The organism is Bradyrhizobium sp. Ai1a-2, assembly GCF_000426245.1.
Lineage (GTDB): Bacteria > Pseudomonadota > Alphaproteobacteria > Rhizobiales > Xanthobacteraceae > Bradyrhizobium.
In genome coordinates, this window is record NZ_AUEZ01000043.1 from 1 (window position 1) to 26,810 (window position 26,810).

A 26,810-nucleotide genomic window follows, 5' to 3' on the forward strand; every position below is an offset into this window, starting at 1 on the left:
AAATCATCCGGCCACCGCTTGCGACCTGCGCCAGCATACACTTCGATACGCGGCGACAACGGTCGTCTTATGTCATCCGAATGGTCGTCCATTGTAAGCACCCTTGCTGAAGATGACTCTTCTAACGGTGCTCTTAAGACCCCGCACAAACAATCCGACGGGCCTCTGCGCTACGCTTACTACTGATCTCGTGGACGCATAGGTGAATCCCATCCAGACCGGTGTGCTTCCCCTAGCGTTACACAAGTCGATAGGGACGATCGCGGTCCCTATTCAGGCCAAATTGTTCGAAGCCGCTTTCTTGAAATTGCATTGATAACAAAGGGGCTGAATGTTCTGAATATCGTCACGTCCACCAGCCAGCAGCGGAATCTTGTGATCCTTGGTCCAAGGGTTCTTGTAACGCTTGTCGGGCCTGGACGGAACTTCCTCCCAACTAACCTTACAGGCCGGACACTCCTTTGTGGCTTGCAATAACGCAAGCCATTCTTTGCGCGTGTGCGAGCCTCCGTTTTCTTTCTTCCTGGCAGAGTAGGCCGCCGCTCTTTGGCGGCGGCAAGCTCGGCAGTAGCGCCCGTTTCGGTTGCCACTGGACGATCGCCAGTAGCCGAAATCATTCTGACCGCATTTCTTACAGATGTCCGATGACACCCGACTCACGCTATCCGAGCAATATCTTGGGATCGTGGGAAGAGCACTTTCAGGACTGATCTTGCAAGCACCATCCAACACTTCCAGTTTAGAGTAGACAATAAGCTGATTACTCGATGATACAGCGCTTGGGAGAAATTGCTTTCGCCCACCTAGGCAAAACGCCACACTGACGGTAGGCGTGTCTGCGACGGCAGCGGTTCCTCTTCCTCGTCCGACTGCGCGAATGAAGACCCGAGCATCCATGTGCCCGTAGTTGCATCGAATTCAGCCTCAATAGCGCGCAGACAGGAAGCCACCGCTCGTTCATCGCACCTTCGCTCTGTCCGATGCTCCGCTTCGCGAACAATTTTGTCGGTAGTGAGAGGTGTCCTGCTCGACTTCAAAGACTGAAGTACAGCCTCCATCAGGCTTTCGCGCCTTGGACCACCCCAAGCGGCAAGATAAAGGTACTCACCAGCCGCAAGTTTGAGCCTCTCATCTTGGACAACTAACGAGAAAACGGTTTCTGGCGCCATTTCGGGAATCCCGGCTATGTCCCTTTGAATGACCTCCTGAATCTCAGAAATATGTATCCCCTTCTCCCGCACCCTCAGCAAAGTCTCAAGCCGATCAAGAAATGCTGGTTGGTCCGGCTTTTTCAAAGCGATATCGCGATCATTGAGCCCCCAGCGAGTACTAGGAACTCGTACAATCAATTCCGACGAATAAATCTGGAAATGATCCCCGATACCCCTGACAGCCACGAGACGCTGGCGGATTTCGTTGGTCGTTAAAGGTCCCGCTGCATTCTGCAATAAAGCAGTTACCGCTTGCCGGACGTCGAGGCGAGCCGTCGCAGACGTTGCCTTCATCCAGGTCATCCGCCCCAGCCGTCGCAGCTCTGACGACCCTGAAAGGACATAGTCGATCACATACTTGTCCAAGCATTCCAGGTTAATCACATCGCTGTCAGCGACGAGCGCAAGAAGTTCGGAGGCGTGCCACTGGCGATTGTCAGGACCGGAAAGAATTACTTCTTCCAGTTTGTCTCGAAGATCGCGGCGCATCTCGCTCGTGATCTGTAGGTGATGTTCCAGGCCAAAGGTGCCGCGCCCCATCAAGATTCCAATTGCTGCAGCTGCGTTATGTGCTCGCCTCAGATCGATTTCCCGTCCTGACCGCTCTCGAGCACGGTCCGCGATTTCCGAATAATGGAGCGGTTCGGCAGCATCCAAAAGTACGGCCTCTACTACCTGGTCGGCCCCGCGGCCGTAGCTCGCTAGCACGCGGCCTTTGTCACCTTGGTCGACAAAGTGGCAGAGAGCCGACGCACTTTGCCAGAGCAGCGTACGAAATTCGCGCCGAGGCTCATCAAGTAAACTGCCTACTAAGGTTCGGCAATGAAGCTCTGACCAATTTTGTTCCGGGCCGCTAGCCAGCAACCGGCGAGCCTCGCGATCGATCCGCGACCAATCCTCGTCGGTTATTCGACCGACGTAATCAACGTCCTTTATCCCGACGAGGGAGAACCGGGCTTCACAGAAATTCGATAAGATGAACCGGAGCACCGCCGGAGAGTTCCCGATGCCCGCGAACCAGCCATCCACAGCATCCAGCCCCAAGACCGGCATCGGAAATTCGCGTCCCAGAAGAACGGCTTCTAGTTTGATGCCGACCAAATCACTCCAAAACGCAGTTCTCGACATCTTCTCTATAGCGCGGGCTTCGATCTGCCTAATTCGCTCCCGCGTTATTTCATAGCGTTCCCCAATTTCCTGGAGCGTTTCAGCATTTGTTTTAAGCCCCATACGTCTCGTTACAACGTCGCGCTCACGTTCGTCGAGAATAGACAGGGAGCGGTCGATCTCTTCCAGCAACGTCTTAAGAGAGGCCTCCGCGATTTTTTGGCTGGGGTCGAATGGGCCCTCATTAAGGCTCCTTAACAGTGCGTCATAGAGGTCATGAAGCGACTTTCGACCAAAGTTTTGCAGCCGAAGCAACGCGTCGCCATCGTAGGAAAGGAGATCCCTCGGTCGTTCGATATGTGCGTTCGTGAAGGCGTTCGAGACCCGGACGCTGAGATCTATCGTGCTGAACGGCCGATCAAGCAACCAAGGCGGCGAAGCGCGCGCCACTTCGCACGGATCAAAAGCATTGGCTTTCACCAAAGCCCTATAACGAAAAAGCCCGGCATGAAACCGCGCCAAATGGTCGAGCTTGCTTTCATTGGAGAGATAGCTCTCCTCGTTAGTGATCCCAATGCGCACCAAATTTGTCAAAAACTCTGGATGTTGTGAAACGAACTCCTTAATCCATCCTTCGGGCGCTGGCAGCGACGGCTCTCCGTTCTTCGCAACCTGAACGAAATCGTCTTTCTCGAGGTAACCCCACCCGCGTAGTGCAACGTAGATCGGAAGACCAGCAGCCTCCCAGACAGGCCTATGCGAAGCCTCAAACCCCCGAGGCAACGCGTACTTCGCAGCCGCAGTCAGCAACATCCGTCTAGGATGCTGTTCCGCAATATCCTCAAATACTGGCGATGCCGGCCTATCAAATCCTACATGCAGAACACCGGTAGCGCCTTCCGGATCGGAGCGCACTCGCCAAGCTTCAAGCACCTCTTCAATGCTTCGATAGACTGAAACGGTCCAAACGCCGCCATCAGTTCGGAGCATCAAAAACGCTCGAATATAGCTCGTCATGAAGACGAGTCCGTCAACTTCAGTTGGTCAAACAATCCAACAACGTTGATTTCTCCGCGCTCCGCTTCCCGAGCTAGCTCCTGTATGCCCCAATCGGCTAGACGCTCCGCTAATCGATAAACCGACTTGCCTTGAAGCTTATCTCCAACGATCGCTTCAATTCCCCGGCGCAACGTCTGATCGGGATCGAGCGTTGCTACGCTGAACACTGTCGTGGTTGACGAGATCTCGGGTGGAGAAAGGATACCTTGCGCCAACGCAAGGCCAATCCCGAAGCGATAACCGTCCACCATCTCCCGAAAATGTCCTTCCTCCTTGAGGCGTTTCAACTTCAAGTGAGTGGACTCCGACAGGCCAATCATCGTTGGCTCCGTGATACTCATAGCGTCTCCCTCTCGATGATGGATTGACGCGCATTGACTTCCTTGATCGCGTAGACAGATCCAATGCGGGCCGCAATCGCGGCTAAGTCGGTCTCTGGACGGATTTCACCGCTATGAACCAACAGGACAAACTGGCTTGTCACGCTGGGCAGATAGGTGAGAATGTTGTCCCTGTGCTTCAGGTCTAATCGCCCGAACGGCGTATCCATCACAACAGGTCCTGCTGCGCGGCCCGTGCGATTGAGGCCATCGATCAAGGAAAGAGCAACAACCTGCTCCGCACCAGCACTCCGGACGGTTACCCGACGCCCTAGATCATCAATGATGCTCAAGCCGTAATTTCCGTTGATCTCTAATCCGCGATATGACGATTGCGTGGTCATCTTGTGGAAGGCTTCATCCGCTCGCGCCTGCACGGTCTCACGCAGTTTATCCCTCAGTCGTTCAATGCTTTGCGAAAAGATCGATTCCATATCTTCGCAAAGCCGCGCCTTTGTAGTGCTGCGTAACGTCCGCGCTTGCGACATTCCCTCAATGGTCTTCTGGGCGACGGCTAGCTCACCCTTGATTTTATCGATATCCTTTTTTCGGTTGGCCACATCTTGTTGCAAGCGGCCCTCCTCCTTTATTTTCTCGTCCCGAAGAGCCCGTCTCCTCACAATATCGACTGTATCATACCCGTGAATTTCATCGCGCAAGCGTTCAATTTCATTTTCCGCTCGCGTTAGCTCGACCTCGTAATTCTGAATGTCGGTCTCAATCGCAGCCACCCGATCGCGAACATTCGCGCCCCTAATTTTGTTCAGTGCGTCTATCTGCGCAGAAACAGACTGGAGTGCCTGTGTGCTGTCGCGCCAATTCTGCAATTCCCCCTGTAACGCACCAAGCTCCGCTGCCATCTGCTCCCGTCGCGACTCTTCAATGTGCTGCCGACATGTAGGGCACTCGCAAGTCCTAACAAGACTCTCCAGCACATTCACGCGATGCTCGGTAACGCTCTTATTGCCCAGCTGACGGGTCAGCTCCTGGCGCTCCTTTTCCAATTGTTCGCGGCGGACCCCAACCTTCACTTCGAGAAGGTCCTTCCATGCCACCGACAACAGCTCCAGCCGCTCAGTGCGCTTTTGCGCCTGAAACTGCTCAACAGATTTTTTCCGATCCAACAAACCGTCGAGCTTTATCTTTGCCTGATATACCGATTGCGATGCCTCGATTTCGTCATCCAGTTTGACCCGATCCCCACGCACCGTTTCCTGTTGGGCAACAAGGGCTTGAAGATCTTTTTCCAGTGCATCTTGGCGAGCGGTCAGATTGGCCTGCTCTTGCGCAAGCGCGTCCAGGCCTTGCACGCGCTTCAAATCCATCTGTTGCGCCTTCCGCGCGGACTTCAGAATGGCTCCGAGCTCATCCCGACCACGAATAAGCGCTGGCACACCAAGAACTTCCTCAATCGCCTCCTTGATCTGCTGGCCTTGTTCGCTTCCTTCGATGAGCAGCGTTTCGTATTCCTGCAATAACTCGCCGTCGAATAAAAAGAACCGCGACACTTGTTGCGGGGCTATTTGATTGATTTCTGGCTCGACTTGATCGCCGCGAACCGGAATTCCGTCTTTCGCTAAATGAACTTGGACTTGAAAATCTTCCGGCCTCTGAGGAATCGCAACCATTGCGCGCTTGTCGGCCCGACGGCGGAGGTCGAAGGTCTGACCGTTGGCCTCAAATTCAATGTGAACCTCGAAGGTCCAATCGCCTTCAGCTGCCGCATCCTTATTTAGAATTTCGTGGAGGGGAATCTCTAATGAGTGGCGTCCTAACGCGCGACCATAGAGGCCCCAGCGCAAAGCGTTCAAGATGCTGGTTTTTCCGCGCATATTGTCGCCGAAGACCAGCATTACATTTCGCTGTTCATCCGTGGGGAAATCAAGACGCGCTTTCGCTTTGTAAGGCATGAAGTTGTTCATCGTGACGTGGTGCAGCTTCATTTCCGCACCTCGCTAGAGCCACCACGGGCAACGATACGCTCTACTTCGTCTTCTATCAGTCGCTCCATCGCTTGAGCCGACGCTCCCCGGTCCCGATCAAATTGATGTCTCTTTTGAAGCTCGTAACAGGTTCGCAGAAGGTGCCGGTCAACATCAGGCGCCACATCCATCTGAACGGCGAGAAGTGTGACCAAAGGCAGATCGTCGTTAGCCATTATCTTCTTCCTCAACGCCTACAAATTCTAGCGCACTTGTGTCCAACCCAAGCTCTGCTGCGATAGCTCTCAACTCGGCCGCTGCCATCTTGTTGATTGCAGTATGCGCAAATTCGATCGCGCGCGACATTTCGGACTGCAAGAGCGCCGCCTGTTCGGGTTCGTCGTCTACATGTATCGGCACTACGATTGCGTCATGCACGACAGCGATCGTCTTGCCAGGGGCCGTGCGCAGGACACGCCCACGACGTTGAATGAATTGACGAGGATTTTGAGACGAGGCAAGGATCAACGCGTGACTTACAGAGGGAATGTCAACGCCTTCATCTAGGCAACGGATTGAGACGAGAATGCCGCCGAAGGTACGAAACCAGGCCATCGTCGCGTCGCGATCACCCGTCATGGAGGAATGATATTCCGTCGGACTCAAGCCATCAGCCCGCAAAGCCACTAAGACTGCGCCGAGCTGATCCGCATCTTCACAATAAACCAGCCAGTGCTCACCCGCGTTGAAATTCTCGCGCAGAATTTTTCGTGCCAGATCAACTTTCGCGTGGGCCTTCTTTGCAATCCGAGCGCGTTTGATTAACAGCATTTTCGCGCGCTCAGTAAGCGGCTTCTTTCCACTTGAATCAGTCTTCTGCTTTGCGACCTCAAGTGTGACTTCATGTGAAACCTCACGCCACGTCTCGGCTTCTTCCGCCGACAGCCTGACCGGATGAGGAAAATACTCATACGGAACTAGCCGGCCCGCTCGCACGGCGTCCATGAGAGTGATTGGTGGCGGGATGATTCCTTCGAAGTACGAAAGGACCCTGTGTGTTCCGTCTGGATCACCGTATCTCTCCGGCGTTGCACTCAAACCAAGCCGAAGCCCGGTGTTAAGGCCAAGAATTCTGGAATTCTCCAAACTGCCTATCTGGTGAACCTCGTCGGCGACGAGAAGAAGATGCTCACCCTGCGCGACGCGCATTCGAAAGGCGTCGCTCGCCGCTGTAGCCATCGTCGCGAGAGTTACGCGCCCTCCGAAGCCTTCATTCGGGCTCGTCATCCCTTCAAGGCGGCTTGGGCTTTTCCACTTTGTATGCCCCGCACCCGCGAGCATTAGCGTCGCGTTCGGGATCTCATGGCGTAGTTCGTCTACCCATTGTGCGAGCAGCAACCGACTTGGGACCAGGACAATTGCGGGACGATTTTTTCAACTTGCTCGCGGATGGCCAAGATCGCAGTAAAGGTCTTTCCACTACCCGTAGCGTGCTTGAAGATGCCTCGATAGTTGTGAACGGCCCAAGCGTCCAGCGCGCTCGCCTGATGTGGTAGCGCAGAGCGTGCATTCGTCTCAAATGGAATATCTTCCACCGCATCCAGCCCTCTAAGCGCAGCTCTTTTTAGATGATCTAAAGCGCCACTCGGAAACGGGAAAACCTCGACGTCCGAGTCGCTACCCGACCACAGATGGTCAATATGATATTCGTGATTCCGGACGCGGGCTTCTTCAAGCCCCCCCCGCCAGCTACAGAACACCTCGATGGACTCAAAATTTCCATGTAGATGCCAAGCTGACCACGTCTCGTTTGCCGACCCCTTAAAGCTTACCGCATTGCCAATGCCATCCCGGAAGACACCAATCTTTTCATGGTACAGACCTTTTCTATCGGCACGCAACGCAAGCTTAATATCAAGATTGCCGGCCGATATAAGGGTCGCTAAGATCTGCGCTTGGTAAGAGGTGCTGGGCTCCGCCAACAGCCGATCGATGTCCGAAATCAATCGCTTCTCAATGATTTCGCTGCGACGCGCGTATCCGGCGGCGATGCTGTCGATATCATCCGGCTCAAGCTCGGGTGAGCAGATAAGATTGATTTTGCCGCCACGCCTCGCAAACTCAACGATGCTCGTACCGATAACCAGAAACACTGAGGAACGGAAATAGCCCACCGCGCGTTTGTATATGATCGCGTTCAGCAGACAAGGCCGATAGAATTGCGTCGCAGGGGCTTCCTTCAAGGACCGATATTCTGTTTTGAAGGCGATCGTTGAGAGATCGCCAAGGAACCGAGGTTCGGGAAGCGTTTCGACGAAGTCAGGCATGGCGACCCGCCCGCGAATACTTCTTGATGCTCTTGCTCTTAACAACTTTCTTGGTTGGTTCTTTAGCTCGCAGGAAGCGACCTCTCGACCCTCTTGCGTAGTCCTCTCTTGCTTCGACCGACACCCACTGCCGCTTCAAAGACTCCGCCGCGAAGCCTGTCGTGTTCGACCCTCCAAAAGGATCGAATACCGTGTCGCCCGGCTGGGTGAGAAATTCGATGAAGAAGGTTGCAAGCCCCATCTGCATCCGGGCGGGATGCGCTTCGAGGCCCAGCTTGGCGCAATATTGCTGATATTTGGCATCGGACGAAGTCCCGGAGAATTTCATAAGAGCTGAAGGCAATTGGCCGGCGCTCTCGTCTGCTTCGATCACGTTTGGAGCGATCGCGCCGCCGTGATTCTTCAAGAAACCACTTTTAGAAATCACATGACCGGACGGCCGCGTTCCTGAGTTGTACTTTTGCGATTTCAAAAGGCCCTTCATGTGAGAGCTGTAGGGCAACAGAACTCTTCGGTTATCTGCCTTTGGATGCTCTGTCTTCGACATCCACCAAACATGAGTGAACGAGTCTTTCAGGCGCTCACGATTAACATTTACCCATTGGGCTGGACTCGGCAGCCGCGCAGGATTGTGACATATAATCTGCTGCGACAGATGCAGATTGGCTGCTTTTTTGAACGCAAGCAGCGCCTCAAGGCCCAGCGTCGACATGACAGGCACGCCTGGCTCCCAAGAATTGCCGATCTCCATTACGATCGATCCATCTCTCGCAAGCAAATCGCAGAGGCGCGGGGCTAGCGCTTCAAGCCACTTGAGATAGGTTGCGCCGGTTTCGTTGCCGTAGCGCTTCTTACTGACAAGAGGAAATGGGGGGGACGTGAAAATTAAGTTCACCTGCCCACGCAACGCGGACACTGAGGGAACGTCTAGGACGTCCTCGATCTTGCCCACGTGCATCCTGCCGAGTTTCGTCCGATATGCGACTTTGCCGAACTTGGACTTTTGACTACGCTCGCCGCCAACGCCGTTTCCCGGCTTTTTCTCAATCATTCATAGAGCTGCCCCCAACAGCCTACCCAACAATCCTAACAAGACCCCGCGAAAGTTGTAGTCCAAACGGGCCACTCGCGTAATGCTCCTTTTGGACTGTCCACCTTAAAAATCGTGCCGGGCACGCACCCGAGACTTAATCTAAAGTATTGAAATAATTGCGTTTATCGGCAAAACGCCCACCTGAATCCCGTTCCCGTCCGGCGAACCGCGGGCGGGTGTCTCGCGCGGCTGAACCGCTTGAACTCTCCAAGGCCAGTCTCCAGTGTCCTCTGCTGGCTACACCAAACACCCGCAACGGACTGTCCGCCCTCATTGAGCCAGTATGCCATTGCGCGCAACCCACCTGCCTAGGGCCTGTTGCGCACTCTGTAAGTTCGACGATTGGAGAACGAGATGGACAACCCCGACGACAGTGTTTCAGCGGAGAACATCGCTGCGTGCAGCTCGTCCAAGTTGGCGTCAAGATGGCCGAACGTCACCACGGACTATCATGGCGCCTTGATAAGGCTGGTAACGATGCGCGCCGGTGGCAAGCAATATCTGCTGTTCGGATATGTCGAGCTGTTTCCTCGCGATATCCCGGTGCCGAAGCGCTTTGCGGCCGGTCAGAAGCCGTGGACTGTTCCCAATATTGGCGGCGACGTAACGCTAGCGGCATCAGCTCTGCCCATGGCTACGGCTGATGCCCTTGCCTGGTATGAAGAAGCCGCCCGAGGGTGCGTAATCATCCCGCAGGCGGCGCCGACGGTTGAGATCAATGCGCCTCCATTTGGTGTCGAGCCGGCGCTGGGCCGCTTTTGTGTAGGCGAACCTGTCCCATTCTCCGCACAATGGCATGGCGGCCCTCGTATTCACCGATTGGTTCCTATGGAAGATCCAACAGAGGCGGTGCTAAGGCTCCGGTCAAGCTCCGCCGCACGAGAATGGCTTGCTGAGAATGCTGGATTCGATCCGTTCGAGCGTGAGGAGTGGGTCGCAAGCCTCTCCCTGGTCGCCCCTGATCCGCTACTCTCTGGTGTCGCTCATTTTACCCGCGATCGAAAAGCCGGCGGGTCGGAGCAACTGGTCTTTCAAGCGCATCGGCGCCACTACAACAACTATCCTGATGCCGACGCCGAGGCTCTCCAACTGGTAATGCTGCAGCGGCGCCCTGCCGGCTGGACCGAGATCTTGCCGACATCATTCGATCGCGACGGGTTCGCCCTCAAGGACTTCGCAGAGCCGGTCAGTGAGACCGGGTTCGCAATCGTTTGCCCCAGCCGGGGGCTCATTCGCATGATTCCACCAACTCATTGGATGGAGCAAATCAACATTGGTCTCGGCTTGGTCAATAAGGTATTCGATGTTGAGGTGCCCGCCGGAGGGCGCCGCAAGCCGGCATCGCGCTACAAGACAGGCCGCATGACGGACGCTGGCAGCGTCCAGGTCGGAGAAGCCTTGCCTCGCTCCGGTGCGATCCGGGTCGTCGAGCTGCAAGAGGTACGCAAAGGCCGGATCGCTCGGCAGTCCGCGCCTCAGCAGCTGTTTGGCGTCCACGAAGCTAACAAGGACGAGCTGACGGGTGACGATCTGGCCCGGATGCGGCGCGAGGCCGAGTCTTATGTGGCAGGCCTTGTTTCTCATGCGACGCGTCGCGTCGTTTTTGTCGATCCGGATTTTGGTGTCCGCGAGCTTCAGAACTATGCGCTTCGGGTGACGCGTGACGGCGTAGATGTCACGGTTTTGACGGGCGCTCCACATCTACGCAACGTCCGCTCAGAAGATGCTGCAGAGGGCTCCTGCGCTGACCAAAAGACCGCCTCGTCCGTGCCGCCAGGCGTGCAAATGCTCGGCCAACTTCGACACATTGAGAGCCGCCTTGGTCCGAGCGCTCCAAACGTGTTCGTGATGCCGGGTTCGAAGAAGCCGCTTTTTCATGATCGCTTCTTGGTAACCGACGATACAGTCTGGGCATCGGGACCATCGTTCAATGAACTCGGAGAGCGAATCGGATTGATAAGCCGGGTTCACGAGCCAAGCGTTGTCATTGCGGCGATCGAACGCGCGTTGAGCCAGTCAAAGCCACTCGCAGACTGGATCGTCGAGACGGGGTTCTCGGAGCCGCAACGTGGCTAGTACAACCCCACGCACATTTGACGACCATCAGCGTGACCGACGCTTGCGACTGGCTGCTTGGCTCGAACAGCGTGACGAGGCCGAAGCAGCCGTCATACTATGCGAAGGCTGGATGGCCGAGCTAGCGGCGCGCGGGCTCACGCTCTATTCGCGGCAAGGTCTCCGCTCTTTGCCATCCGATTTAAGCCTCCTGGAACGACTGTCCACGAAAGGGCTTGATGGGCTATCCGAGGCGCTGTCCTGGCAGAGCGAGGACCAGGAAGGCAAAGAGCCGGATGGAGCGGTTTTAATCAGTCATGCGCTCGCAGTCGCGGGCGGACGGACGTATGCAACCCATGGACCTGGCAAGCTCGATTGGATCGGCCATTTCGTTGCGGCGGTCGACAATCTCTCATGGGAGACTTTTGCGGATTCCTCGGGAGAGACGTTGGCGCGGGATCCTGTTTTGCTCGACCGGTTTACTTCTTGCCTTGTTGAGATCGCGACAATGGCAAGCGAAGCGCCTGATACCGTGATCGAGAGTTCGCCGCGGGGCCCCTCCGCGGCTTCGACCATAGAGCAGTTCGCGCGAGGCGGAAGTTTCCAGGAGATTTGGGAAGCTGAGCGTTGGCCAATGCTCTTCCGATCGAGCGACGCCTTCGAGATCCTACGAAGGGCTGCTCCCGAACGCTTTTTGATGGTGATTGACCGGCTGCCTCATCCGACGCTAGTGAGCCAGTGTCTCAGTAGCGAGGCCTTATTAAGCAGCCAGCACGATGTCCTTCGGCTCTTGCGGACGGCGAACGCCGCATTTGATGCTGAAGGCCATTGGCGATGCTCGGGAATGGCCGCAATACTATTGCTCCGAACGACAACTGACCAGTTGTTGACGCCAGAGGACGAGGATCGTCAGGCTGAACATCTTGCCGAAGGCATTGCACGGTTTCGTAACGCCATTCGAGAGGTTCTCGATACACTCTTTGCGCGTTCGGACGGTGCTGAACTCGCCTGGCATTGGCTTGAAAATTTGTTGCGTCGGAGACTGCACCCTCCCCGTAACGATCAGCGTGACGGTCCAAAACAAATCATCAATCGGATAGGTATATTGGTGCATGCGCTCAGCAGCCGAATGGCGCCGCGTCGGTCGCAAGATGGCTGGATCAGCGCAGCACCACCTCTGGAGCGCCAGTTTCGCGCTGTGGCTGTGTTGAGCGTCGCAGCGTGGACGACTACGATTGCCGAACGGGACGTTAAGTCTATTGCGAAAGGTTTGATAAAGGGTGACGGCTTCGAGTTAACTAGCACCAAAGAGCTTACTCAGTTGCCAGGCGCCCCCTTACGAACTGTACCAGGCGATATTCTGGCAGCACTTCCTCAACCGGCCAGTTGGTTCGGCGAGACCTGGTCATCGCTACGGTTTGAGCGCGAACGTTCATGGCGCGCCGAGACACAAACCAGCTCTACGCCTGCCAAGATTATGGGAATATGGGGGCTCGGCGCGATCGAATCTCTGGTGACAAATCCTGAAGTCCCGCGTGTCAATGCTGGCGAAATGTGGCTCGCGGTGGAACGCGTTTTCCGCGAAGCGATACTAGTCGAACCGCGCCTCGGTCGCGATTTTTGGTCCGATGCTGTCGCTAGCCTATTCTTATGGTGGCCACAGATATTCACAGAAGCCGATAAATTGGTCGACGCTCTCGAGGCTCCCTCGCCTGCACCCGCCGCACTCGCCGGCGCACTTGCTCCCTACGTTGGGATCAGCAACGATTTCATGGTGATCATTGTTGCCCTGAAGCAAGCTGGGTGTCCCATGTTACTTCTCGACAGGGCGGTTTGTTTGTGCGCCGGTCAAGACTTGCTGAGGATGATTGATCGCTTTTGGCTAACGGCTCGCCATTTGAATGACGCGCGTGCATGGAACCAAGCGTGGGTAGCCATCCTCGCGGCGATTGAGAAGGAAATCCAGGGCCTGCGAGAAAACGTGGTAGCTTCCGGCCCCGGCGCGCAGCGCTAGCTAGCAGTCGACGCACTCTGAAGCTATGTCGCCGTTCCGCTCTACGGCGCGCATGTACCCGAGATCAGAGTTTGACGTTGTGTGCCCGCGCCAGGATCATGTTTGAGATAGGGGCCGTCAGCTCAACCGTCCTTTCCGTTCCACTGCTTCATTTTTGCCATCAGATTTGCAAGAGCGGCGTGAGGCGCATTCACATGCTCGACCGTATAGAGGTCCAATTCGCTATCTGTCTGGATCTTTTTCTGGTGTACGTTGGTCCGGTGGTCCCAAAGCTGCTTCAGAGCATCGCGCTCGGCGTCCGACAGCCAGCCTCGCTTGTGAGCATTCACGACTCTATCCTTCGCGCCAGAATTACTCAAATTGGATAGATATTTGGTCTTAGGCAGGCCGGGAACGTATAGACAAGCCTCCAAGATCATCCCAAGCGTCACAATGGCGGATTTCAAGACCATTTGCCTTCCGACACTGGATATATCGGTACGGACGCTCAACCACCAAAGCACGTCGAGGAACATGAAGCCGTAGGCGCAATTGCTCTTCTTCTCTCGATCCAGATAATCGGGCATGCGAACCCGATAGCTTTCCGCTGTACGCATCACACCGCGGGGAAATTTGATCTTCGCATCGACTCTGTTTTCGCGACCGCAATAACTTTGAATCGATTCGATCAACTCATCGACTTGAGCAACCGCGCGCGTCAATTCCTCGTCGTTGCTTATCAGCATATTAGTTTATCTCACCTGCGACATACCGACGTGAGGTGACGCTAAAGATGCGATCAGCCAGTCCAATTCCGTTCGCGCCGACGAGATGATGCTTGCATAGGATTGGATAGCGATGGTCTCGTGCAGCCGGTTCGCATCCAAGGCGAGTGCCCGCCCCTTCCCGATCAGAACGATTTCCATCTTGGATGTCGACGACAGCCTTGGAGACAGATCGTCCCGATATTTTTCGGCCTGCGCCACATCATCCCGAGTGATGGGGTACGACGGACGCTTGAATTCAATCAGCAGATAGCTGTCGCCGTAGTCTTGGGACAGCAGAAGGTCTGGCCTCTTGGACGCACGGTTGCCCGTAAACTCGGAATCGCAATAGGTCGCGATGACGCTCCTCAATGTCGTATTCGAAGACAACAAAGAATACTTCCGTCCAAGTATCCAGAGATTATTCTCGAACGCCTTGTGCACGTCCTTCTCGAGGGTAGCGACGTTCTCGACTAACTGATCCAAGAAATCGAGGAAGGTCCGTCGATGTGCCGCGTGTATCGCTATGGTCGATAGCTCCAATATACCGAATTGTTCTAAAGCTTCGGCGAAGGAGGCGACGTCTGCATGGCGTGCCTCGCTTATACGTTCCAGGACCTCCCAGTAGGCGTCGTGTTCCATCGCGTCCAATGCAACTTCAACGATAGTTTCGACACGCTCGACCGTCTCCCCGTAGAAGCGCTTAAGTATTCTATGCACCGCCTGTTCCGCGAAGTGCCGACGGTTCTCGGGTAGCTTCTGAATTCTCGCATCGATTTGTCGCTGGAGCCGCGCCTTTTGAAGCGACATCTCCCTAGTGTAGGTCTCTTCGAGTTGCTTTTTTACCGCGGACTGTATGAACTGCTGAGCTTCCTGATAGGCTTTGCTGTTCTCGATCACTCCGCCCCAGTCCGCCGTGACAAATTCCTCCATCCCTGTGATCTCGACCTCGCCGTAGACTTTGCGCACGAGTTTTTGTGGAATTTGCTCGTCATCGTCTAGGCCGAACAACTGCGGCTTCCCGACCGCCTTTCCGCCAACCTTTAGAATAATCCCTGGTGAGCGCGGCAGCTTCTTGCCATCGGCGATGGTGAAGCGAAGATCGACATTTCCGGCAGCGGGTAGCACCGCGCTCGATTGGGCGGGAGTCCCCGGGACATCCTGGACGGACAGCGAGACGCCGTTGACGGTAACCTTGAAATCATCTTCGCGCCCGTACTCATGAATCAATACTTCACGCAGGCGATCGGCCGTCGGAAAATTGAGATTTGCGTTCAGCAACGAAAGCACAATTTTGGTCCCGACAACGCCTGGCTCAGCCGGAGCTTCTTCGAACGAGAGGGGCACCGTTTCCAAGTCACCCCCGCTGTCGATCAACTCCTTCTTGTCGATGAGCAGAGTGCACTTTCTGCCCCGGGCTGTACTTTCGACCTGCATGATTTCCGCGATCATCAGACCAGCAAACTTTCCTATTCCCTTTCGGCCTTTGACCTTGCGGCGCAGCCCAGGAGTTTCCTTACCGATCCGAGACCGCTTATCGCTTGCGATGTTGAGGTATTCCCCACGGAGTTCTAAGGCCGTCATGCCGGTACCGTCATCTTGGACGATGATGCTCTCCGAAGAAAGCGGATCCGGCAGAACGATGACAACGTTGCGAGCGTCGGCATCCCATGCGTTGTCGACCAATTCCTTCAAGGCGACTTCGCTCGAACGATAGGTCTCTCCCAAGAGGCGCGTCAATTTGGTGTCGACTGAGAAATGCACAGCCATGTCTGAACTGTCCAAAACAAAGCAATATTTGGCCGCCCCGCACAACAACTGGGAGATGGCCGCCGCGGCCTGAAACTACCCCAAGTTCAGCAAGTATTCGGCTGTGGCGCGCGCAATTTGCCACTCGACTGCGTGCTATCCACAGGAATAGCGGTCCAGGATAAGGAGCTGCACTTGCCGAAGATGCTCGTCGCCCCAATATTCGTCTAGGTAGAGATTGCGTTTTCGAATCCGTTTGGTGGGTCAAACCGACCGACTACGTATTCTTATGTAACGCCGCCAGCAGCCTTCTGCATCGGCGAGCACCACGTCCTGGAAAGCTACTCGTCCACGCCGCCAAGACTGCCCGGTCTAAGCGTCGGTGGCCCGCCGCGGAAACGCGTCGTGTCTGTTGCCTTTTCATGCTTACCTACGGTTAGGTGCGAGGATTCGGCGGCTCGCGTAGCGCCTCCACTTCGACCTTCCGCAGTGCTGCGGCTGAATGAAAGACCAAACAAAGGAAAGGCGTTCGGCCGTAGAAGGTGAGCAGCCAGCCGGAATGAATATCTTCTTCCTCAATCACAGCGTAGCGGTATTCAAGAATGTCGGCCTCCGCGTGCGCCGCCGTCATCTGCTCATAAAATTCGTCCGGAATTGCAAACCGGTGAATATCAACCATCACCTGATCGTCCGCCACCGGCGATAGAAGACCATGATGATGGCACAAGCCCCGCACGGTTTTGCGGACGACCCGCTTCACCCGCTCGTCACGCGCCGGAAAAATCATATGACGAGTACCTTGCTCCGTCTCGACCGGCTCGAACTTCTCTGCCAGCTCGCGCACCCGGCGATGCCCATCGGCATGCCGGAAGCTACGCCGGATCTTGCCCTCCCATAGCTCGCGCACCGCCGCGTTCGGCTCACCCGCCACCATCATCACGTTGCGGAAATGCGGCTCATCATCAGTCCATCCGCCGTTACAGGGAACACAGGCAGGCACGGTTATCCGTGGCTTACGGGACGCAGCCTTGGAGGGCGGATACAGTGCCCGCGACACGACGTGATCGACGGTCGCGGCATCACCACCGCAATACGCACAAAGCCGGCTCTTAGCTGCCTTCATCGCATGAACCGCCACAGCTTGTTGAGAGCGACTCAGCCCGTTCGGGGCTGTGCCCGAAGATCAGGTGAAAGCAAGACGGTATAACGCGAGAACGGAGGCTGCTTCGGCCGATCGTGCACGCGGCGGCAGCCTCTCAGACCGTCAGTCCGCACACGGTCCAGACGGCTGGATACTCATCACAGTAACCATATGGGTGCTCGTCCGGCAACTATCGGCCCTGAAATAGGACAACAGGGTCAACCCCAAGCGCTTCTGAAATTTGCTCGAGAGCATCAACCGTCGGCGAATTTTCCTCGCGCTCTATCATCCCAATGTAGTTGCGATTCAGCCCGGCGCGATCGGCCAGTTCCTCTTGGGAAAGGCCGCTCTTCCGTCGTTGACGCCGAAGATTTTGGGCTACCACCCGCCGCAACTTCATGCGGCAAGACGGCCTCAAACGTCACTTGATCTCCACCTAGTATACTAGGTATTATTCATACGTCGTTGGGAAGTTTTAGATGATCAATACGCGGGCCCCGTTGGCTAAACCATTCGTCGAGCAGGTCTCCATCACCGACGGGAGGCTCCTTCGCATCGGTTATCGGGCTGACGGGGTTGAGTCCATCTTGGCAAGCGTTGAACTTCCCGTTGAAGTGCTCGAACAGCAAATCGCGGACGGCCTAGAGCTGGTCACGACGATTAGTGCTTCCGGCGAAATAGTGTCTCAAATCTTCGGGTCATCCGGATTGGCTTTGGAGGGCGCCCGCTCAATCGTCTCAATCGATAGTCTGGTTTCACAGACTGTCGACGCGGATAGTCTTCGTATGGAGGAACTACCGGTAAGCGAACTGAATGGGCTCTTGAGATCGCTGGAAGCATCCATCGAACATGTAAGGACTGCACTCGCTCAGAGGAGCTAGCTCACCGTCACTGGGAATCCTATCATTCACCAAATGACGATTTTGTGCCATCGACCTTCTTCTTCTCTTTCTTGAAGGCTGCATCGCCGTCGAGAAATGCCTCGAGCATGAACGGTATCAGTTCCGCTACTTCTTCCCTGCTACCGTAGGTCTCTGCATAGAAATCAGCATATTCTCGCAGCCGCTGTGCAAGTCCCGGCGTGAATATAACGCCCATCTTAACCGGCGTCCGATCAGGCAGCTTCGCAAGCTTCATCCCTCACCTGCCCTTCGCCGCTGTCTGAACGTCCTGATACGGCTTAAGCACCAGATCCTTCGAAACAATCACGCGCAGCGGCCATCCCGGGCGGACCGTGATCGTCGGCTGCACGTCGAGCTCGCGCTCCACCAGGCGCTGTCCCGCACGATTAGTCGTTTGCTGCGTGCTTTCCCGCAGCGCCTTCACGAGATCGCTCCCGTCGTTGCCAATCGATAGCTGCGTCCCCACCCCGATCAAGGTCGCCAACGCCACCCCCTTGAGCAACTGCCAGGTATGGAAGTCGACCTGGTCCTCGAGCCCGGCATAGCCTGCAACGTCGGTAGCCGGAAGGTTCTCGATCACGATCGAATTGCCGTTCGGCAGGATGAGCCGGCTCCAGACGACCAGCGCCCGCTTCTGACCAAAGGCGACGACGCTATCGTACTTGCCCACAATTCTCGTCCCCTGCGGGATCAAGAGATGCTCTCCCGTCACCGTGTCGTAGACGTTCTCGGTGACCTGACCGATCGTGGCGCCAGGCAAGTCCGAATTCAGTCCCGTGACGAGGCTCGCCGGAATGATCGACCCCGCCATCACCGCATAGGTGGACGGTGCTGGCTTGAGCGCATGGGGATTGGTGGTTTCGGTGTCGGCTTTCGCTCCCACGAAGGCGAGTTTTCGCGCCTGCGACGAGGGGATGATTTCGCTGGAGCGGTCGATCATCGCCTGTGCCGTCTTTGCAAGTTCCGCAGCGGATGGCCCCGTATCGGGCGTTGAAGGCCGGAACGCGGATGGCGAAGCGGCCGGCACTTCGGCCGTAGCTGCCTGCTTGCGCTTGTCCTGCTTCTCCGACAGGCGGATGAACAAGCCTGATTCCTTTGCTTGCTGAGCAATCCGCGTCTGCCGGACCCGCTCGGTCCGTTCGGCGTCTTCCTCCGGGTTGGTCCGGAAGCCAGCCTCCGATGCCACGCCGGCCTTCTTCTCGTTTTCGGCAAAGGCCCGGCCGATATCTCCAGGCGACGGCGGTCCAAGCCGCGGCGTCGATGGCGGCAACTCCTCATAGGACTTTGGCAACTTGCTCAAGCCCTCGGCGGTCTGCTTGCGATCGGTATTGTAGAGCTCCGTCCGCTCCGACTGCTTGAAGGAGTGCGGCCGGAGCGCAACGAGTGTCGCCCCGCCAACGAACAGCGCCGCTACGGCGCAGCCGATCATGAGGGCGCGCCTGTTGAGGCGCCGAACGGGCCGCGGACGTGCTCGCAGTTCCAGCGGCTCCGGATCCTGATCCGATCCTGTGGTCATGAGGCACTCCCAGTGCTGAAGACCTGCGACACTGGCCGCGCGTCGATACGAATGATCCGGACGATACGCTGCGGATCTTCGCCAAGGCGAAGCTCGGCGGCGCCGAACATCCGATCGACGATGTAGTAGGAGCCGCGGACCCGGTAGTTGACGAGGTTCGGCCGGCCATCGGCTCCGGCGACGAACAAGGGCGGCGCCTCTCCTTGAGACAGGCCGGATGGCATCTGGATATAGACCTTTCGGCCGTCGTCGAAGGCGCGCAGTGGCCGCCACGGCGGATCGTCCCCTTCAATGCGATAGCGGAAATTCAGGCTGTCGAGCCGGACGCCGCGGTCGGCGACCCGCTCTTCGCTTTGCTGGGCGGCGACGTTCTGCTTGTGAAGGGCGACGAGCGTATCGGTCGGATAGGTCCAAGAGATGGACGCCATATAGGTCTGCTTCGTCGAGACCAACTCAAGGTGATAGGCACGTCGGTCGGTTAATCAACAACGCTATGGTCCGAAGCAGTCGTCTCGGAGGTTCTGTCAGTTCTGACAGCTCTACCTTGGAAGACCTTGCCCGCTGGCGTCACGCGCGATGCTTCCGATCACGGCTTGAGCCGGTGGAAAACGCGACGGGCGCGCGCCTTAACTCAGACGCGCGCCCATCGTCGCCTACCGTTCACATGTCCGGATTCCAGGTCCAGAGCGGCCGTGCCACGCCCAGAATGTCGCAGCGAAGAACCGGTCCGAAGTACCGCGAGTCGAACGAGTGCGGGTGCGGCTGCAGCAGGAAGTACTCTCCCTCGACGAGCCTCATGCAGCCGTTCCAGGAAGGGAGTGGCGCTCCCCGCTTGTCCTTCTCCAGTACTTCAGCAACGACCTTGCCGTTGATGGAGATGGCGTCGATCGGCTCCTTCGTGCGACAGACTTCGTCTCCACCGAGGCCTTCGACCCGCTTCAGAAGTGGCACCGGCGACGGCAGGATGCTGTGCGCAACGATCAGAAGTTCGATTGCGGCGGTCGGCTTGTAGACGGCGAGTTCACCGCGTCCCGGCAATCGCTGATCCAAATAGTAGAAGCCCAGCTGCGCGCTGCCCGAGGCATTGTAGATGAGGAGCGGCACCGCGGGCGCGGAGGACATCAGAAGTGCGATGATGCCGGCGCACATCGCCGACAGGACGGTGGCCTGGCGCCACAGCTTAGTGTGATTAATCCTCATCCGACGTCGACCTCCGCTTGTTGGCCTTCGACCATTCCACGAGGTCTTCGATGTGGTAGCGGACATAGCGCCCGTGCTTACGGTATTCAGGCCCTCTGCCGTGGACCCGCATTTTCTCCAGCGTGTTCTTGGTGAGGCGCAGCCAGGCGGCTGCTTCCACCGTGTTGAGGAACGGCTTGTCCGGTTCCTTGTCGTCAGTTTTCGTCATCAGTCCAACGTCCCCTTTCGCATCTCGCACAACCACGAGATGCAAGAGGAAGCATCGTCAGATCAGGCGAGGTTTGGGGAGTGGCGAAGGCTGTGACCGTTGCTCCGCCATCCCGCGCGAGCCAAGCTGGTCAAGCAAAGATGGCGCGGTCGGCTAGCACGACTAGCACAATATTCTTTCAAGCGAGCGCTTCGACGGAAGAATGTTCTAGCCGAGGAGGTCCCGATAGCCGCCTTTCATCAATTCATTGCCTTTAGCGACAAGTCGTCGCACGCGGTCCTTCAGAAACTGACTTGGCCCTTGCCAGTCCTCGGCGACCTTGCTCTCGCCGAAGAGAGTGATCGCAATCTGGCGATAGGTTTTTCCCATCAGGCTTTCATCGAGCGCTGTCAGTGCATGCTGCAGACGCTCGTTGCTTGTGCACATTAGCACCTGTCCAAGCTGAGGCGCGGGTTCGGTGAGGCGCTGAAGGCGACTGAGGAGTTCGGCATGATTTGAGATGTCACCGAGGTCGCGCAGCTCGAAGACAGGCACAAACGGCGCAGTCAGCACTTGGAGGCCCCGGATTTCGAGGGGAACATGAAGTCCCCTGCCCCTCAGCAGCACCCGTGAAATACCATCGGTGCCGACCACGGCGCACCGGTCGGCCTTGAAGTCGGAAAGGCGATAGACCTTCTCGTCCTCATCCCCGCTCGGCGTCCGCGCGTTCAACCGCACCACCCGCTTGTGCGCGTTTGCATGCCAGAATACCGGCGCCTTATCGAGCCCGAGCCCGGGATGTGCGAACGCATGAAGGCCCCATTTCTCCGCGCGCGGAAACCGCCGCGGCAGGCGCAGAAGCTGAGTACCGTCGTTGAGCGTCACACACGATAAATGCCTTGGCACGGAGCGTCGCCACTCGACGACGTAGTCCCTGTTCCGGCGCAAGAACTCCCACGCCCAGCCGCAGCCATCGTGGCACACGGGGTCGCGGGAAGCAGCTTGATCCCGAGAATACCGGCACGACGCGGACACCAGATCGTTCAACAGGCCACATCTCGCGTTTGTTCTGGCTGCGTTTCAACCCCCAATTGTGGCAAGAGAACGGCCCCCGCAAGCGGCGCTTGCGAGGGCCAATCGGCGTCAGTCCGCGGGATTCCAGATCAGGGCGAACACGCTGTCGTCGTCTTGGCCGGCGGCGCGGCCGAGATTGGCGTAGAGCTTGCGCGGACCGAACTCTGGCGCCGCCAGCGACAGGCTCACATACTCCTTGCGGCTGTTCTCGCCTCGGCGGATCCAGCCTGCGCCGATCTCAACGCCCTGGGTGAAGACGCGGAAGTCGGGATGGGTCTCGGCGCTCTTGTCCCGGTTCGGGATGATGTCGATGTCGGCACGGATCGAGACAGTCTTGAGCTGGCCCTTGTAGCTGCCGTTGTCGTTCTTGGTGACGTATCCGATTGCGGTCATGGTCTTGTCCTCTTTGGTTGTTCGCGAGGAGCCGATCCCCTCGCGATGGCGAGACCGTGATGGGAAGCGAAACGCCTTCGAACCCGCGCCCTTCGCGGGGCGGAGCGCATGCGGAGCACCTGAGCTAACAGCTTTTTTGAAGCGAAGCGGCCGCGAGGAGCCGGACTTGTCCGGCGGAGAAAAAAGCTGGCGGCGAGGGTTTTGGCAGGCGGAGCGCTTCCCATAGGTCTCTTCGCCACGCGCAGGGAGATCGGACCCGCACACAACCACAGAGGAAAAGACCCGGCCGATCGGCCGCCAGAAGACGCGACGGAAGCTACAAGGGCCAGCTCAAGACTGTCTCGATCCTGGCCAGAGATTGCCGGATCGATCGGGGCGAGAATGCCGGGACCCATCCCGACTTCCGCGTCTTTATCCGGAGTCTCGATATCGACTCGAGCCTGGATTCAAGCGGCGAGAGCAGCGGCAAGGGAGCATGTGAGCCTGTCGCTGGCGGCGCCAGAGTTCGGTCCGCGCAAGCTCTACGCCAATCTCGGTTGCGACGTTGACGGAGACAGCGCTTTGCGAGTTTGCCAGGCTGGGAAGCCTGCGGACTGATGCCGATCGGCCTTTGAGCGTGCTTGCGGGGGCCGTTCTCTTGCCCAGGCCACGCATTCGCCGAGAGGAGAAAAGACTCGAACGATCGAAGGCGGACGCGTTGAATGTCTAGAATGTCAATCTTGTAATTCGGTGTTACACTTTTTCTTGCGCGTGCCGATTCTGAAGGTCCGCGCGTATTGATTGGTTCATCTTTCCAAGCATTGACGGAGGGCTCATGGCCAAGAAAGCGAAGAAGGCGAAGAAGACCACGGCGAAAAAAGCCAAGAAGAAAAAGAAGTAGGTCTTTCGCTGACGAGCCTCGTTCCTACCTGGATATCTCTACCGCGCCTTTGACTCTGCGCGAGGTCGATTGAGCCACGTGGGCGGGAACGGGTCGCGCTGATGGCGAAGCCGGATCGCAAGCGCCGTTTTGCGCGACGCGGTCCGGCTTTTATTTTTGCGGGATGAAACGCGCAGATCGGTGCGGCCGGGTGAGCGTCCCGCGCCGTAAGCCTCAATCCGTCAGTTGAGCCCGCTCCCCACGCTCGGCAAGAGCCGCGACAGCAACACAGCGGTGGACGTCAGCGCCGACAAGCAGACGGCGGCTTGAGCGAGGCAGATGCGCCTGAGCTTCACCGAATGGGGCTCAGGAAATCCCCTGAACGGGCTTACCATCGTCGGCTCCATGATGCGGGGGCAGCATTGGCTTGGAGTCGAGCTATAGGATGAGTCGCGGCCGTGCCGGCCGGCTATATTTGCGGCCCCCCAGATTGACTCCGAGGCGACTCGGCACGCGCAAAACGGGGGCGCGAGGCAAGCCCTCGCGCCCGAATCGAACCGCTTAAACTCAGGCAAACAAAGCGTTAATGCCCTCTGCCGTGCGGGCGATTTCGAAGGCCTTGTTGGGGTCGTAATGGCTTGGCGGAAACGCCATGTAGCGTGGCACGAAGCCCTCCACGCGCTCCCGTCCCTCGCCGTTCAGGCAGTCGCGAATGATCTTCTTCTGCACCTTGCCGGTCTCGGAGACATTGCCGTCAGCCGTCGCCTGGCCCACGAGTTCAGCAAGTAGCGCATTGATCGCGGCGCGGTCCTTAAGCAGGTCGAGGAAGGCGTCGTCCAGTTTCCACCACCGCGTGACGTCGGGCTTGATCACGAGGCCCGCGGCCTCTGTCAGCGCCGATCCTGCGGCAAGCGTCTCGGCCATTGCGAGCGCGATGACCTTGAGCACCGCATCGTCAGGCAGCGCCAGCAGCCGGGCAAACAGGCTTGCCCCTGTATGGGCATCGCCATTGCCGCGTGTGAGGGTGCTGTAATAGCTCTTCTCGATCTGGAGCAGGTCCGAGCACAGCGTCGCGCTCGGCCGTCAGCGCGGCCTGCGCGGGGCTACCAGCAAGGCTTTCCGCGGTCGTATCCTTGTCAGCGCGCTGCGGATCGGGCTTGACGCTCCAAAGCGGAGAGCCCGCGATCATGTGGGCGGCAGCAAGGCGCAGCGCGATGGCCGGATGAGCGAGCAGCTCGGCGCGGACGATGGCATGCCGGTGCAGTGCCAGATAGTTCTCGGCAGCCTTGGTCAGCTCGGCCTTTGCGGCGGACGTCCCACGCTCGCCATCGCCTCCCCGGCGATCTTCATCGGCGGTGTGCGCGTTCTCGTAGGCCCGGTAGCCTTGATGGATTTCGACCTCGCCATTGGCTCGGACCTCGATGAAGGCCTCACCGCCCTCCTCCAGCTCGGCTTCGTCGTATTGCCATGCCGGGAAGCGCGTTCCCTTGTCGAGCACGGTGACCGTCCACCCTTGTCCCGCTAGCTCATCCCGCAGGTTAGCTATGGCTGCATTCTGCAAGGCCCAGAAGGCGTCGGCATCGGCGAAGTAGCTGACGTCGCCGAAGAGGTCGGCGATCATAGCGCCCTTGTACGCATCGAGCCGAAACCTCGCCACGCTGGTTGCGATCTGGTCGGTGCCGAACAGCCATTGCTTGAGATCACGGCCTCGTGGGGCGCCTTCGTCGCTTGCCGGGTCCTTCTCGGCCGCAAATGCTGTGACCCAGTCCTTCTGCTGGCGCCGCGTGGCGGAGGCGAGCAATTGCAGCTCCTCGGCTTCGATCTCGCCGTCGCGGTACGCGTCCTTGATGGCGCTGTGGAGCGAAGCGAGCGCAAGGCGCTGTTTGACATAGCGTTCGGTCTGGCCGAACGTCCGCGCGATCTCGGCGACGCTGCGGCCCTGTTTGAGGAGCTTGGCGAAGGCCTCGTATTCCTCAAGTTCATCCATGCCGGCGCGCGCCACGTTCTCGATCAGGGATGCTTCCATGGCGTCCGCATCGCTGTCGCCGACGGCGACCGCGCAGGGCAGCAAGACCTCGCAGGTCGCGACACCCTGCTCTTCGGCGACCTTGCTTGCCGCGAAGTAGCGGCGCCTGCCCGCGACGATCTCGAACGTCTCGCCGTGAGGCCGAACCAGCAAGGGTTGCAGGACGCCGCGTGCGCGGATCGACGGCAGGATATCGGAGATGTCGGGGGCTTTCCGGCTGTGACGGACGTTGACGCTTGCGATCTTGAGATCGCTCAGGGCGATGTTGCGCAGTTCCATTTTGGTTTCCTTTTGCTTGCAGAGACGGGCTCGGCTAGTTGCGTGGGGGCCTCGTCGAGAGCCCGATGTCGAGAGGCGTTGGGGGTGTCGGCTTGCGAGCCGCGGCGGCTGGCCCGAGCCGCTGGCGCGGACGCGACGCGGAGGACGTCGGCCGCAGCTAACCTGCGGTTCTCATCTCGCCCGCGGGCATTGGCGTGTGCTGGTCATCGAGCCGAGGCAACTCGGCCTCGTGTTCGTGCGCGGCGGCGGAGATGTCGCCTCCGAACGCAAGCAGGAAATCGGCGGCCTTGCTCGCCTTGCTGGCGGCGCGGAAGATCGCGCGGTTATCCTCGCGCAGCACTTTCAGCCATGAGCCCAGATAGTCGGCGTGGCGGACGGAGGGTCTGATGGACAGGACAGCGCAAACGAAGGCTGCCGTCAGTTCGGCGACCAGTTCTTCATGGGCATAGGGCTTTGAGCCAAAGTTGCCGCAGAGGTCGCGGTTCAAGCGGCGCGGATGGCCGGTCCAGTGCCCAAGCTCATGAAACAGCGTTCGGTAGTAGTTGATCTGATCGAAAAAGGCCGGTTGCGGCGGGATGTGGACCGTATCGTCCGATGGTTGGTAGAAGGCCTTGGCGCCGCCGATGCGGACATCAGCGAGCGTCGCGGCGGCCAGTGCTTCGGCTTGCGGCACGATCTCACGCTCGGGCAACCGCGGCCGAGCGACGATGCAGTGATCCGGCAGGTTGTCGCATTGATCGACGTTGAAAACCGTGTAGCGGCGGAGAAACGGAACGGACGCCTCTTCATTTGCCGGCTGGTCATGACTGGCGCTGGTCGCGCCGCCCTGCTCGCGCTTGGGAACGAAGCGATCGGCATAACAAACGGTGACGCCGTGTTCACCCTTGCGCACGGTGCCGCCGAGGCTGGAGGCTTGGCGGAAGGTGAGCCACCGTTGGGAGGCAAAGCCGCATTCAAACAGCCGGCCCCAGAGGATCAGGACGTTTATCCCGGAATAAGCCTTGCCGGTTGCCGCATTCCGCGGCAGTGCAAAGGCCTGATTGCCGCCCCCACTCCCCCAAGGACGGGCCCAAGGAAAGACACCCGCCTCAAGATCAGCAATGATGTGGGCTGTAATCTCCTCGTAGAGACTTGCTTTCGGCTTGGTCGCGTTGTTGTCCGATGAACGCTTGGGCATGACGATCTCCGTTCCCTTCTCTTCCGCGTCCTGCCCCCGGAAGGCGGGGTGGGCGGCGAAGAGCGACCGGACAGCCCCGAACTCTGAGGCGGGACGCACCGGAACGGCCGGAGCGACAGCGGAGGACCGCGCTACGCAAGCAATCGTCATTTCGAACTGTGAGGAAGCGCGGTTGCGGCCCGCCGGTTCGGGGCTATACGGGAGCGCCGCCCACCGCGCCTGCCGGGGCAACAAAATGCGCCGGCCGCCTGCGGCCGGCTCAATAAGGAGCTGTTGTTTCGTCCTGTCGGACTGCTCGCGATGCTGGGCGACTTATTCGTTAGAGATGAACGCGTGAGCGCGAGCGTCAATTCAAGCGCGGTGTCTCCGCCAGGGATCGAAGCCGAAGGCCGAGAC

At 58.0% G+C, this 26,810-nt stretch carries 24 protein-coding genes; 3 read left to right on the forward strand and 21 right to left on the reverse strand.

Annotated elements, in window-relative coordinates; genetic code table 11:
* Positions 1 to 803: 803 nt before the first annotated feature.
* The 7 genes from K288_RS0124980 to K288_RS46465 are packed head-to-tail and all read right to left on the reverse strand — an operon-like array spanning position 804 to position 9,057.
* Positions 804 to 3,335 (reverse strand): sigma factor-like helix-turn-helix DNA-binding protein, encoded by a 2,532-nt coding sequence (locus tag K288_RS0124980; RefSeq protein ID WP_084799723.1) that lies wholly within the window; start codon positions 3,333 to 3,335, stop codon positions 804 to 806.
* Positions 3,332 to 3,718, reverse strand: coding sequence for a hypothetical protein (locus K288_RS0124990; protein WP_027582029.1), 387 nt, complete (start codon positions 3,716 to 3,718; stop codon positions 3,332 to 3,334). The genes K288_RS0124980 and K288_RS0124990 overlap by 4 nt, the downstream gene beginning before the upstream one ends.
* Positions 3,715 to 5,700, reverse strand: coding sequence for an AAA family ATPase (locus K288_RS0124995; protein WP_027582030.1), 1,986 nt, complete (start codon positions 5,698 to 5,700; stop codon positions 3,715 to 3,717). Before K288_RS0124995 ends, K288_RS0124990 begins: the two co-directional genes overlap by 4 nt.
* Positions 5,697 to 5,915, reverse strand: coding sequence for a DNA modification system-associated small protein (locus tag K288_RS0125000; RefSeq protein ID WP_027582031.1), 219 nt, complete (start codon positions 5,913 to 5,915; stop codon positions 5,697 to 5,699). The genes K288_RS0124995 and K288_RS0125000 overlap by 4 nt, the downstream gene beginning before the upstream one ends.
* Positions 5,908 to 7,077 (reverse strand): helicase-related protein, encoded by a 1,170-nt coding sequence (locus K288_RS55525; protein ID WP_027582032.1) that lies wholly within the window; start codon positions 7,075 to 7,077, stop codon positions 5,908 to 5,910. Before K288_RS55525 ends, K288_RS0125000 begins: the two co-directional genes overlap by 8 nt.
* On the reverse strand, positions 7,056 to 8,006 hold the full coding sequence (locus K288_RS0125010; protein WP_027582033.1) for a DEAD/DEAH box helicase family protein: 951 nt from the start codon (positions 8,004 to 8,006) through the stop codon (positions 7,056 to 7,058). Before K288_RS0125010 ends, K288_RS55525 begins: the two co-directional genes overlap by 22 nt.
* Entirely contained in the window at positions 7,999 to 9,057 is a 1,059-nt protein-coding gene (locus K288_RS46465) for a site-specific DNA-methyltransferase (protein ID WP_084799724.1), read from the reverse strand. Before K288_RS46465 ends, K288_RS0125010 begins: the two co-directional genes overlap by 8 nt.
* A gap of 396 nt (positions 9,058 to 9,453) precedes the next feature.
* Here K288_RS46465 and K288_RS0125020 point away from each other — a divergent pair, with 396 nt between their 5' ends.
* Positions 9,454 to 11,175 (forward strand): VPA1262 family N-terminal domain-containing protein, encoded by a 1,722-nt coding sequence (locus K288_RS0125020; protein ID WP_027582034.1) that lies wholly within the window; start codon positions 9,454 to 9,456, stop codon positions 11,173 to 11,175.
* Positions 11,176 to 11,287: 112 nt separating this feature from the next.
* The gene (locus tag K288_RS0125025) at positions 11,288 to 13,168 is read left to right on the forward strand and encodes a hypothetical protein (RefSeq protein WP_152535663.1); all 1,881 of its coding nucleotides are present in this window, start codon (positions 11,288 to 11,290) and stop codon (positions 13,166 to 13,168) included.
* Between the two features lie 122 nt (positions 13,169 to 13,290).
* On the opposite strand, the gene K288_RS0125030 is transcribed toward K288_RS0125025, so the two are convergent.
* The 4 genes from K288_RS0125030 to K288_RS50805 form a co-directional block, all read right to left on the reverse strand.
* Positions 13,291 to 13,893, reverse strand: a complete 603-nt coding sequence (locus K288_RS0125030; RefSeq protein WP_027582036.1) for a hypothetical protein — start codon at positions 13,891 to 13,893, stop codon at positions 13,291 to 13,293.
* Positions 13,894 to 13,899: 6 nt separating this feature from the next.
* Complete coding sequence (locus K288_RS0125035; RefSeq protein ID WP_027582037.1) at positions 13,900 to 15,681, reverse strand: ATP-binding protein; 1,782 nt, start codon at positions 15,679 to 15,681, stop codon at positions 13,900 to 13,902.
* Between the two features lie 415 nt (positions 15,682 to 16,096).
* Entirely contained in the window at positions 16,097 to 16,783 is a 687-nt protein-coding gene (locus K288_RS0125040; protein WP_152535664.1) for a hypothetical protein, read from the reverse strand.
* A gap of 208 nt (positions 16,784 to 16,991) precedes the next feature.
* Complete coding sequence (locus K288_RS50805) at positions 16,992 to 17,201, reverse strand: helix-turn-helix transcriptional regulator (RefSeq protein WP_084799725.1); 210 nt, start codon at positions 17,199 to 17,201, stop codon at positions 16,992 to 16,994.
* A 79-nt stretch (positions 17,202 to 17,280) separates the two neighbouring features.
* Here K288_RS50805 and K288_RS0125045 point away from each other — a divergent pair, with 79 nt between their 5' ends.
* The gene (locus tag K288_RS0125045) at positions 17,281 to 17,682 is read left to right on the forward strand and encodes a hypothetical protein (RefSeq protein ID WP_027582039.1); all 402 of its coding nucleotides are present in this window, start codon (positions 17,281 to 17,283) and stop codon (positions 17,680 to 17,682) included.
* Between the two features lie 22 nt (positions 17,683 to 17,704).
* Here the strand turns inward: K288_RS0125045 and K288_RS0125050 are convergent, their stop codons facing one another.
* The 10 genes from K288_RS0125050 to K288_RS46485 all read right to left on the reverse strand — a co-directional run bounded on the left by K288_RS0125050 (position 17,705) and on the right by K288_RS46485 (position 26,414).
* Positions 17,705 to 17,938 carry a DUF2274 domain-containing protein gene (locus K288_RS0125050; protein ID WP_027582040.1) on the reverse strand — a complete coding sequence of 78 codons (234 nt, stop codon included), beginning with the start codon at positions 17,936 to 17,938 and terminating at the stop codon, positions 17,705 to 17,707.
* 3 nt (positions 17,939 to 17,941) lie between these two features.
* Positions 17,942 to 19,219, reverse strand: coding sequence for a TrbI/VirB10 family protein (locus K288_RS0125055; RefSeq protein WP_027582041.1), 1,278 nt, complete (start codon positions 19,217 to 19,219; stop codon positions 17,942 to 17,944).
* Positions 19,216 to 19,647 (reverse strand): TrbG/VirB9 family P-type conjugative transfer protein, encoded by a 432-nt coding sequence (locus K288_RS46470; protein ID WP_343208414.1) that lies wholly within the window; start codon positions 19,645 to 19,647, stop codon positions 19,216 to 19,218. The genes K288_RS0125055 and K288_RS46470 overlap by 4 nt, the downstream gene beginning before the upstream one ends.
* A gap of 232 nt (positions 19,648 to 19,879) precedes the next feature.
* Complete coding sequence (locus K288_RS0125065; protein ID WP_027582042.1) at positions 19,880 to 20,419, reverse strand: S26 family signal peptidase; 540 nt, start codon at positions 20,417 to 20,419, stop codon at positions 19,880 to 19,882.
* Complete coding sequence (locus K288_RS0125070; RefSeq protein WP_027582043.1) at positions 20,409 to 20,627, reverse strand: helix-turn-helix domain-containing protein; 219 nt, start codon at positions 20,625 to 20,627, stop codon at positions 20,409 to 20,411. Before K288_RS0125070 ends, K288_RS0125065 begins: the two co-directional genes overlap by 11 nt.
* A 207-nt stretch (positions 20,628 to 20,834) precedes the next feature.
* Positions 20,835 to 21,641 carry a DUF2285 domain-containing protein gene (locus K288_RS49700; RefSeq protein WP_256378846.1) on the reverse strand — a complete coding sequence of 269 codons (807 nt, stop codon included), beginning with the start codon at positions 21,639 to 21,641 and terminating at the stop codon, positions 20,835 to 20,837.
* Between the two features lie 108 nt (positions 21,642 to 21,749).
* Positions 21,750 to 22,073 (reverse strand): DUF736 family protein, encoded by a 324-nt coding sequence (locus K288_RS0125080; RefSeq protein WP_027582044.1) that lies wholly within the window; start codon positions 22,071 to 22,073, stop codon positions 21,750 to 21,752.
* 1,426 nt (positions 22,074 to 23,499) lie between these two features.
* Positions 23,500 to 23,880, reverse strand: a complete 381-nt coding sequence (locus K288_RS49705; RefSeq protein ID WP_051334706.1) for a hypothetical protein — start codon at positions 23,878 to 23,880, stop codon at positions 23,500 to 23,502.
* 7 nt (positions 23,881 to 23,887) lie between these two features.
* A complete protein-coding gene (locus K288_RS46480) occupies positions 23,888 to 25,237 on the reverse strand; it encodes a ParB/RepB/Spo0J family partition protein (RefSeq protein ID WP_051334707.1) in 1,350 nt (449 codons plus the stop codon).
* Between the two features lie 157 nt (positions 25,238 to 25,394).
* Positions 25,395 to 26,414, reverse strand: coding sequence for a zincin-like metallopeptidase domain-containing protein (locus K288_RS46485; protein WP_051334708.1), 1,020 nt, complete (start codon positions 26,412 to 26,414; stop codon positions 25,395 to 25,397).
* Positions 26,415 to 26,810: the final 396 nt, after the last annotated feature.

What these genes read in the sequence shown, in the direction of transcription:
- K288_RS46470 (WP_343208414.1), bottom strand. Translation starts at nt 19,647, where the DNA reads ATGGCGTCCATCTCTTGGACCTATCCGACCGATACGCTCGTCGCCCTT.
- K288_RS0125065 (WP_027582042.1), bottom strand. Translation starts at nt 20,419, where the DNA reads ATGAGGATTAATCACACTAAGCTGTGGCGCCAGGCCACCGTCCTGTCG.
- K288_RS0125030 (WP_027582036.1), bottom strand. Translation starts at nt 13,893, where the DNA reads ATGCTGATAAGCAACGACGAGGAATTGACGCGCGCGGTTGCTCAAGTC.
- K288_RS50805 (WP_084799725.1), bottom strand. Translation starts at nt 17,201, where the DNA reads ATGAAGTTGCGGCGGGTGGTAGCCCAAAATCTTCGGCGTCAACGACGG.
- K288_RS0125010 (WP_027582033.1), bottom strand. Translation starts at nt 8,006, where the DNA reads ATGCCTGACTTCGTCGAAACGCTTCCCGAACCTCGGTTCCTTGGCGAT.
- K288_RS0125080 (WP_027582044.1), bottom strand. Translation starts at nt 22,073, where the DNA reads ATGACCGCAATCGGATACGTCACCAAGAACGACAACGGCAGCTACAAG.
- K288_RS0125040 (WP_152535664.1), bottom strand. Translation starts at nt 16,783, where the DNA reads ATGAAGGCAGCTAAGAGCCGGCTTTGTGCGTATTGCGGTGGTGATGCC.
- K288_RS0124995 (WP_027582030.1), bottom strand. Translation starts at nt 5,700, where the DNA reads ATGAAGCTGCACCACGTCACGATGAACAACTTCATGCCTTACAAAGCG.
- K288_RS0124990 (WP_027582029.1), bottom strand. Translation starts at nt 3,718, where the DNA reads ATGAGTATCACGGAGCCAACGATGATTGGCCTGTCGGAGTCCACTCAC.
- K288_RS0125070 (WP_027582043.1), bottom strand. Translation starts at nt 20,627, where the DNA reads ATGACGAAAACTGACGACAAGGAACCGGACAAGCCGTTCCTCAACACG.
- K288_RS0125020 (WP_027582034.1), top strand. Translation starts at nt 9,454, where the DNA reads ATGGACAACCCCGACGACAGTGTTTCAGCGGAGAACATCGCTGCGTGC.
- K288_RS0125045 (WP_027582039.1), top strand. Translation starts at nt 17,281, where the DNA reads ATGATCAATACGCGGGCCCCGTTGGCTAAACCATTCGTCGAGCAGGTC.
- K288_RS0125035 (WP_027582037.1), bottom strand. Translation starts at nt 15,681, where the DNA reads ATGGCTGTGCATTTCTCAGTCGACACCAAATTGACGCGCCTCTTGGGA.
- K288_RS46485 (WP_051334708.1), bottom strand. Translation starts at nt 26,414, where the DNA reads ATGCCCAAGCGTTCATCGGACAACAACGCGACCAAGCCGAAAGCAAGT.
- K288_RS0124980 (WP_084799723.1), bottom strand. Translation starts at nt 3,335, where the DNA reads ATGACGAGCTATATTCGAGCGTTTTTGATGCTCCGAACTGATGGCGGC.
- K288_RS46465 (WP_084799724.1), bottom strand. Translation starts at nt 9,057, where the DNA reads ATGATTGAGAAAAAGCCGGGAAACGGCGTTGGCGGCGAGCGTAGTCAA.
- K288_RS0125050 (WP_027582040.1), bottom strand. Translation starts at nt 17,938, where the DNA reads ATGAAGCTTGCGAAGCTGCCTGATCGGACGCCGGTTAAGATGGGCGTT.
- K288_RS0125025 (WP_152535663.1), top strand. Translation starts at nt 11,288, where the DNA reads ATGGCCGAGCTAGCGGCGCGCGGGCTCACGCTCTATTCGCGGCAAGGT.
- K288_RS0125000 (WP_027582031.1), bottom strand. Translation starts at nt 5,915, where the DNA reads ATGGCTAACGACGATCTGCCTTTGGTCACACTTCTCGCCGTTCAGATG.
- K288_RS46480 (WP_051334707.1), bottom strand. Translation starts at nt 25,237, where the DNA reads ATGGAACTGCGCAACATCGCCCTGAGCGATCTCAAGATCGCAAGCGTC.
- K288_RS0125055 (WP_027582041.1), bottom strand. Translation starts at nt 19,219, where the DNA reads ATGACCACAGGATCGGATCAGGATCCGGAGCCGCTGGAACTGCGAGCA.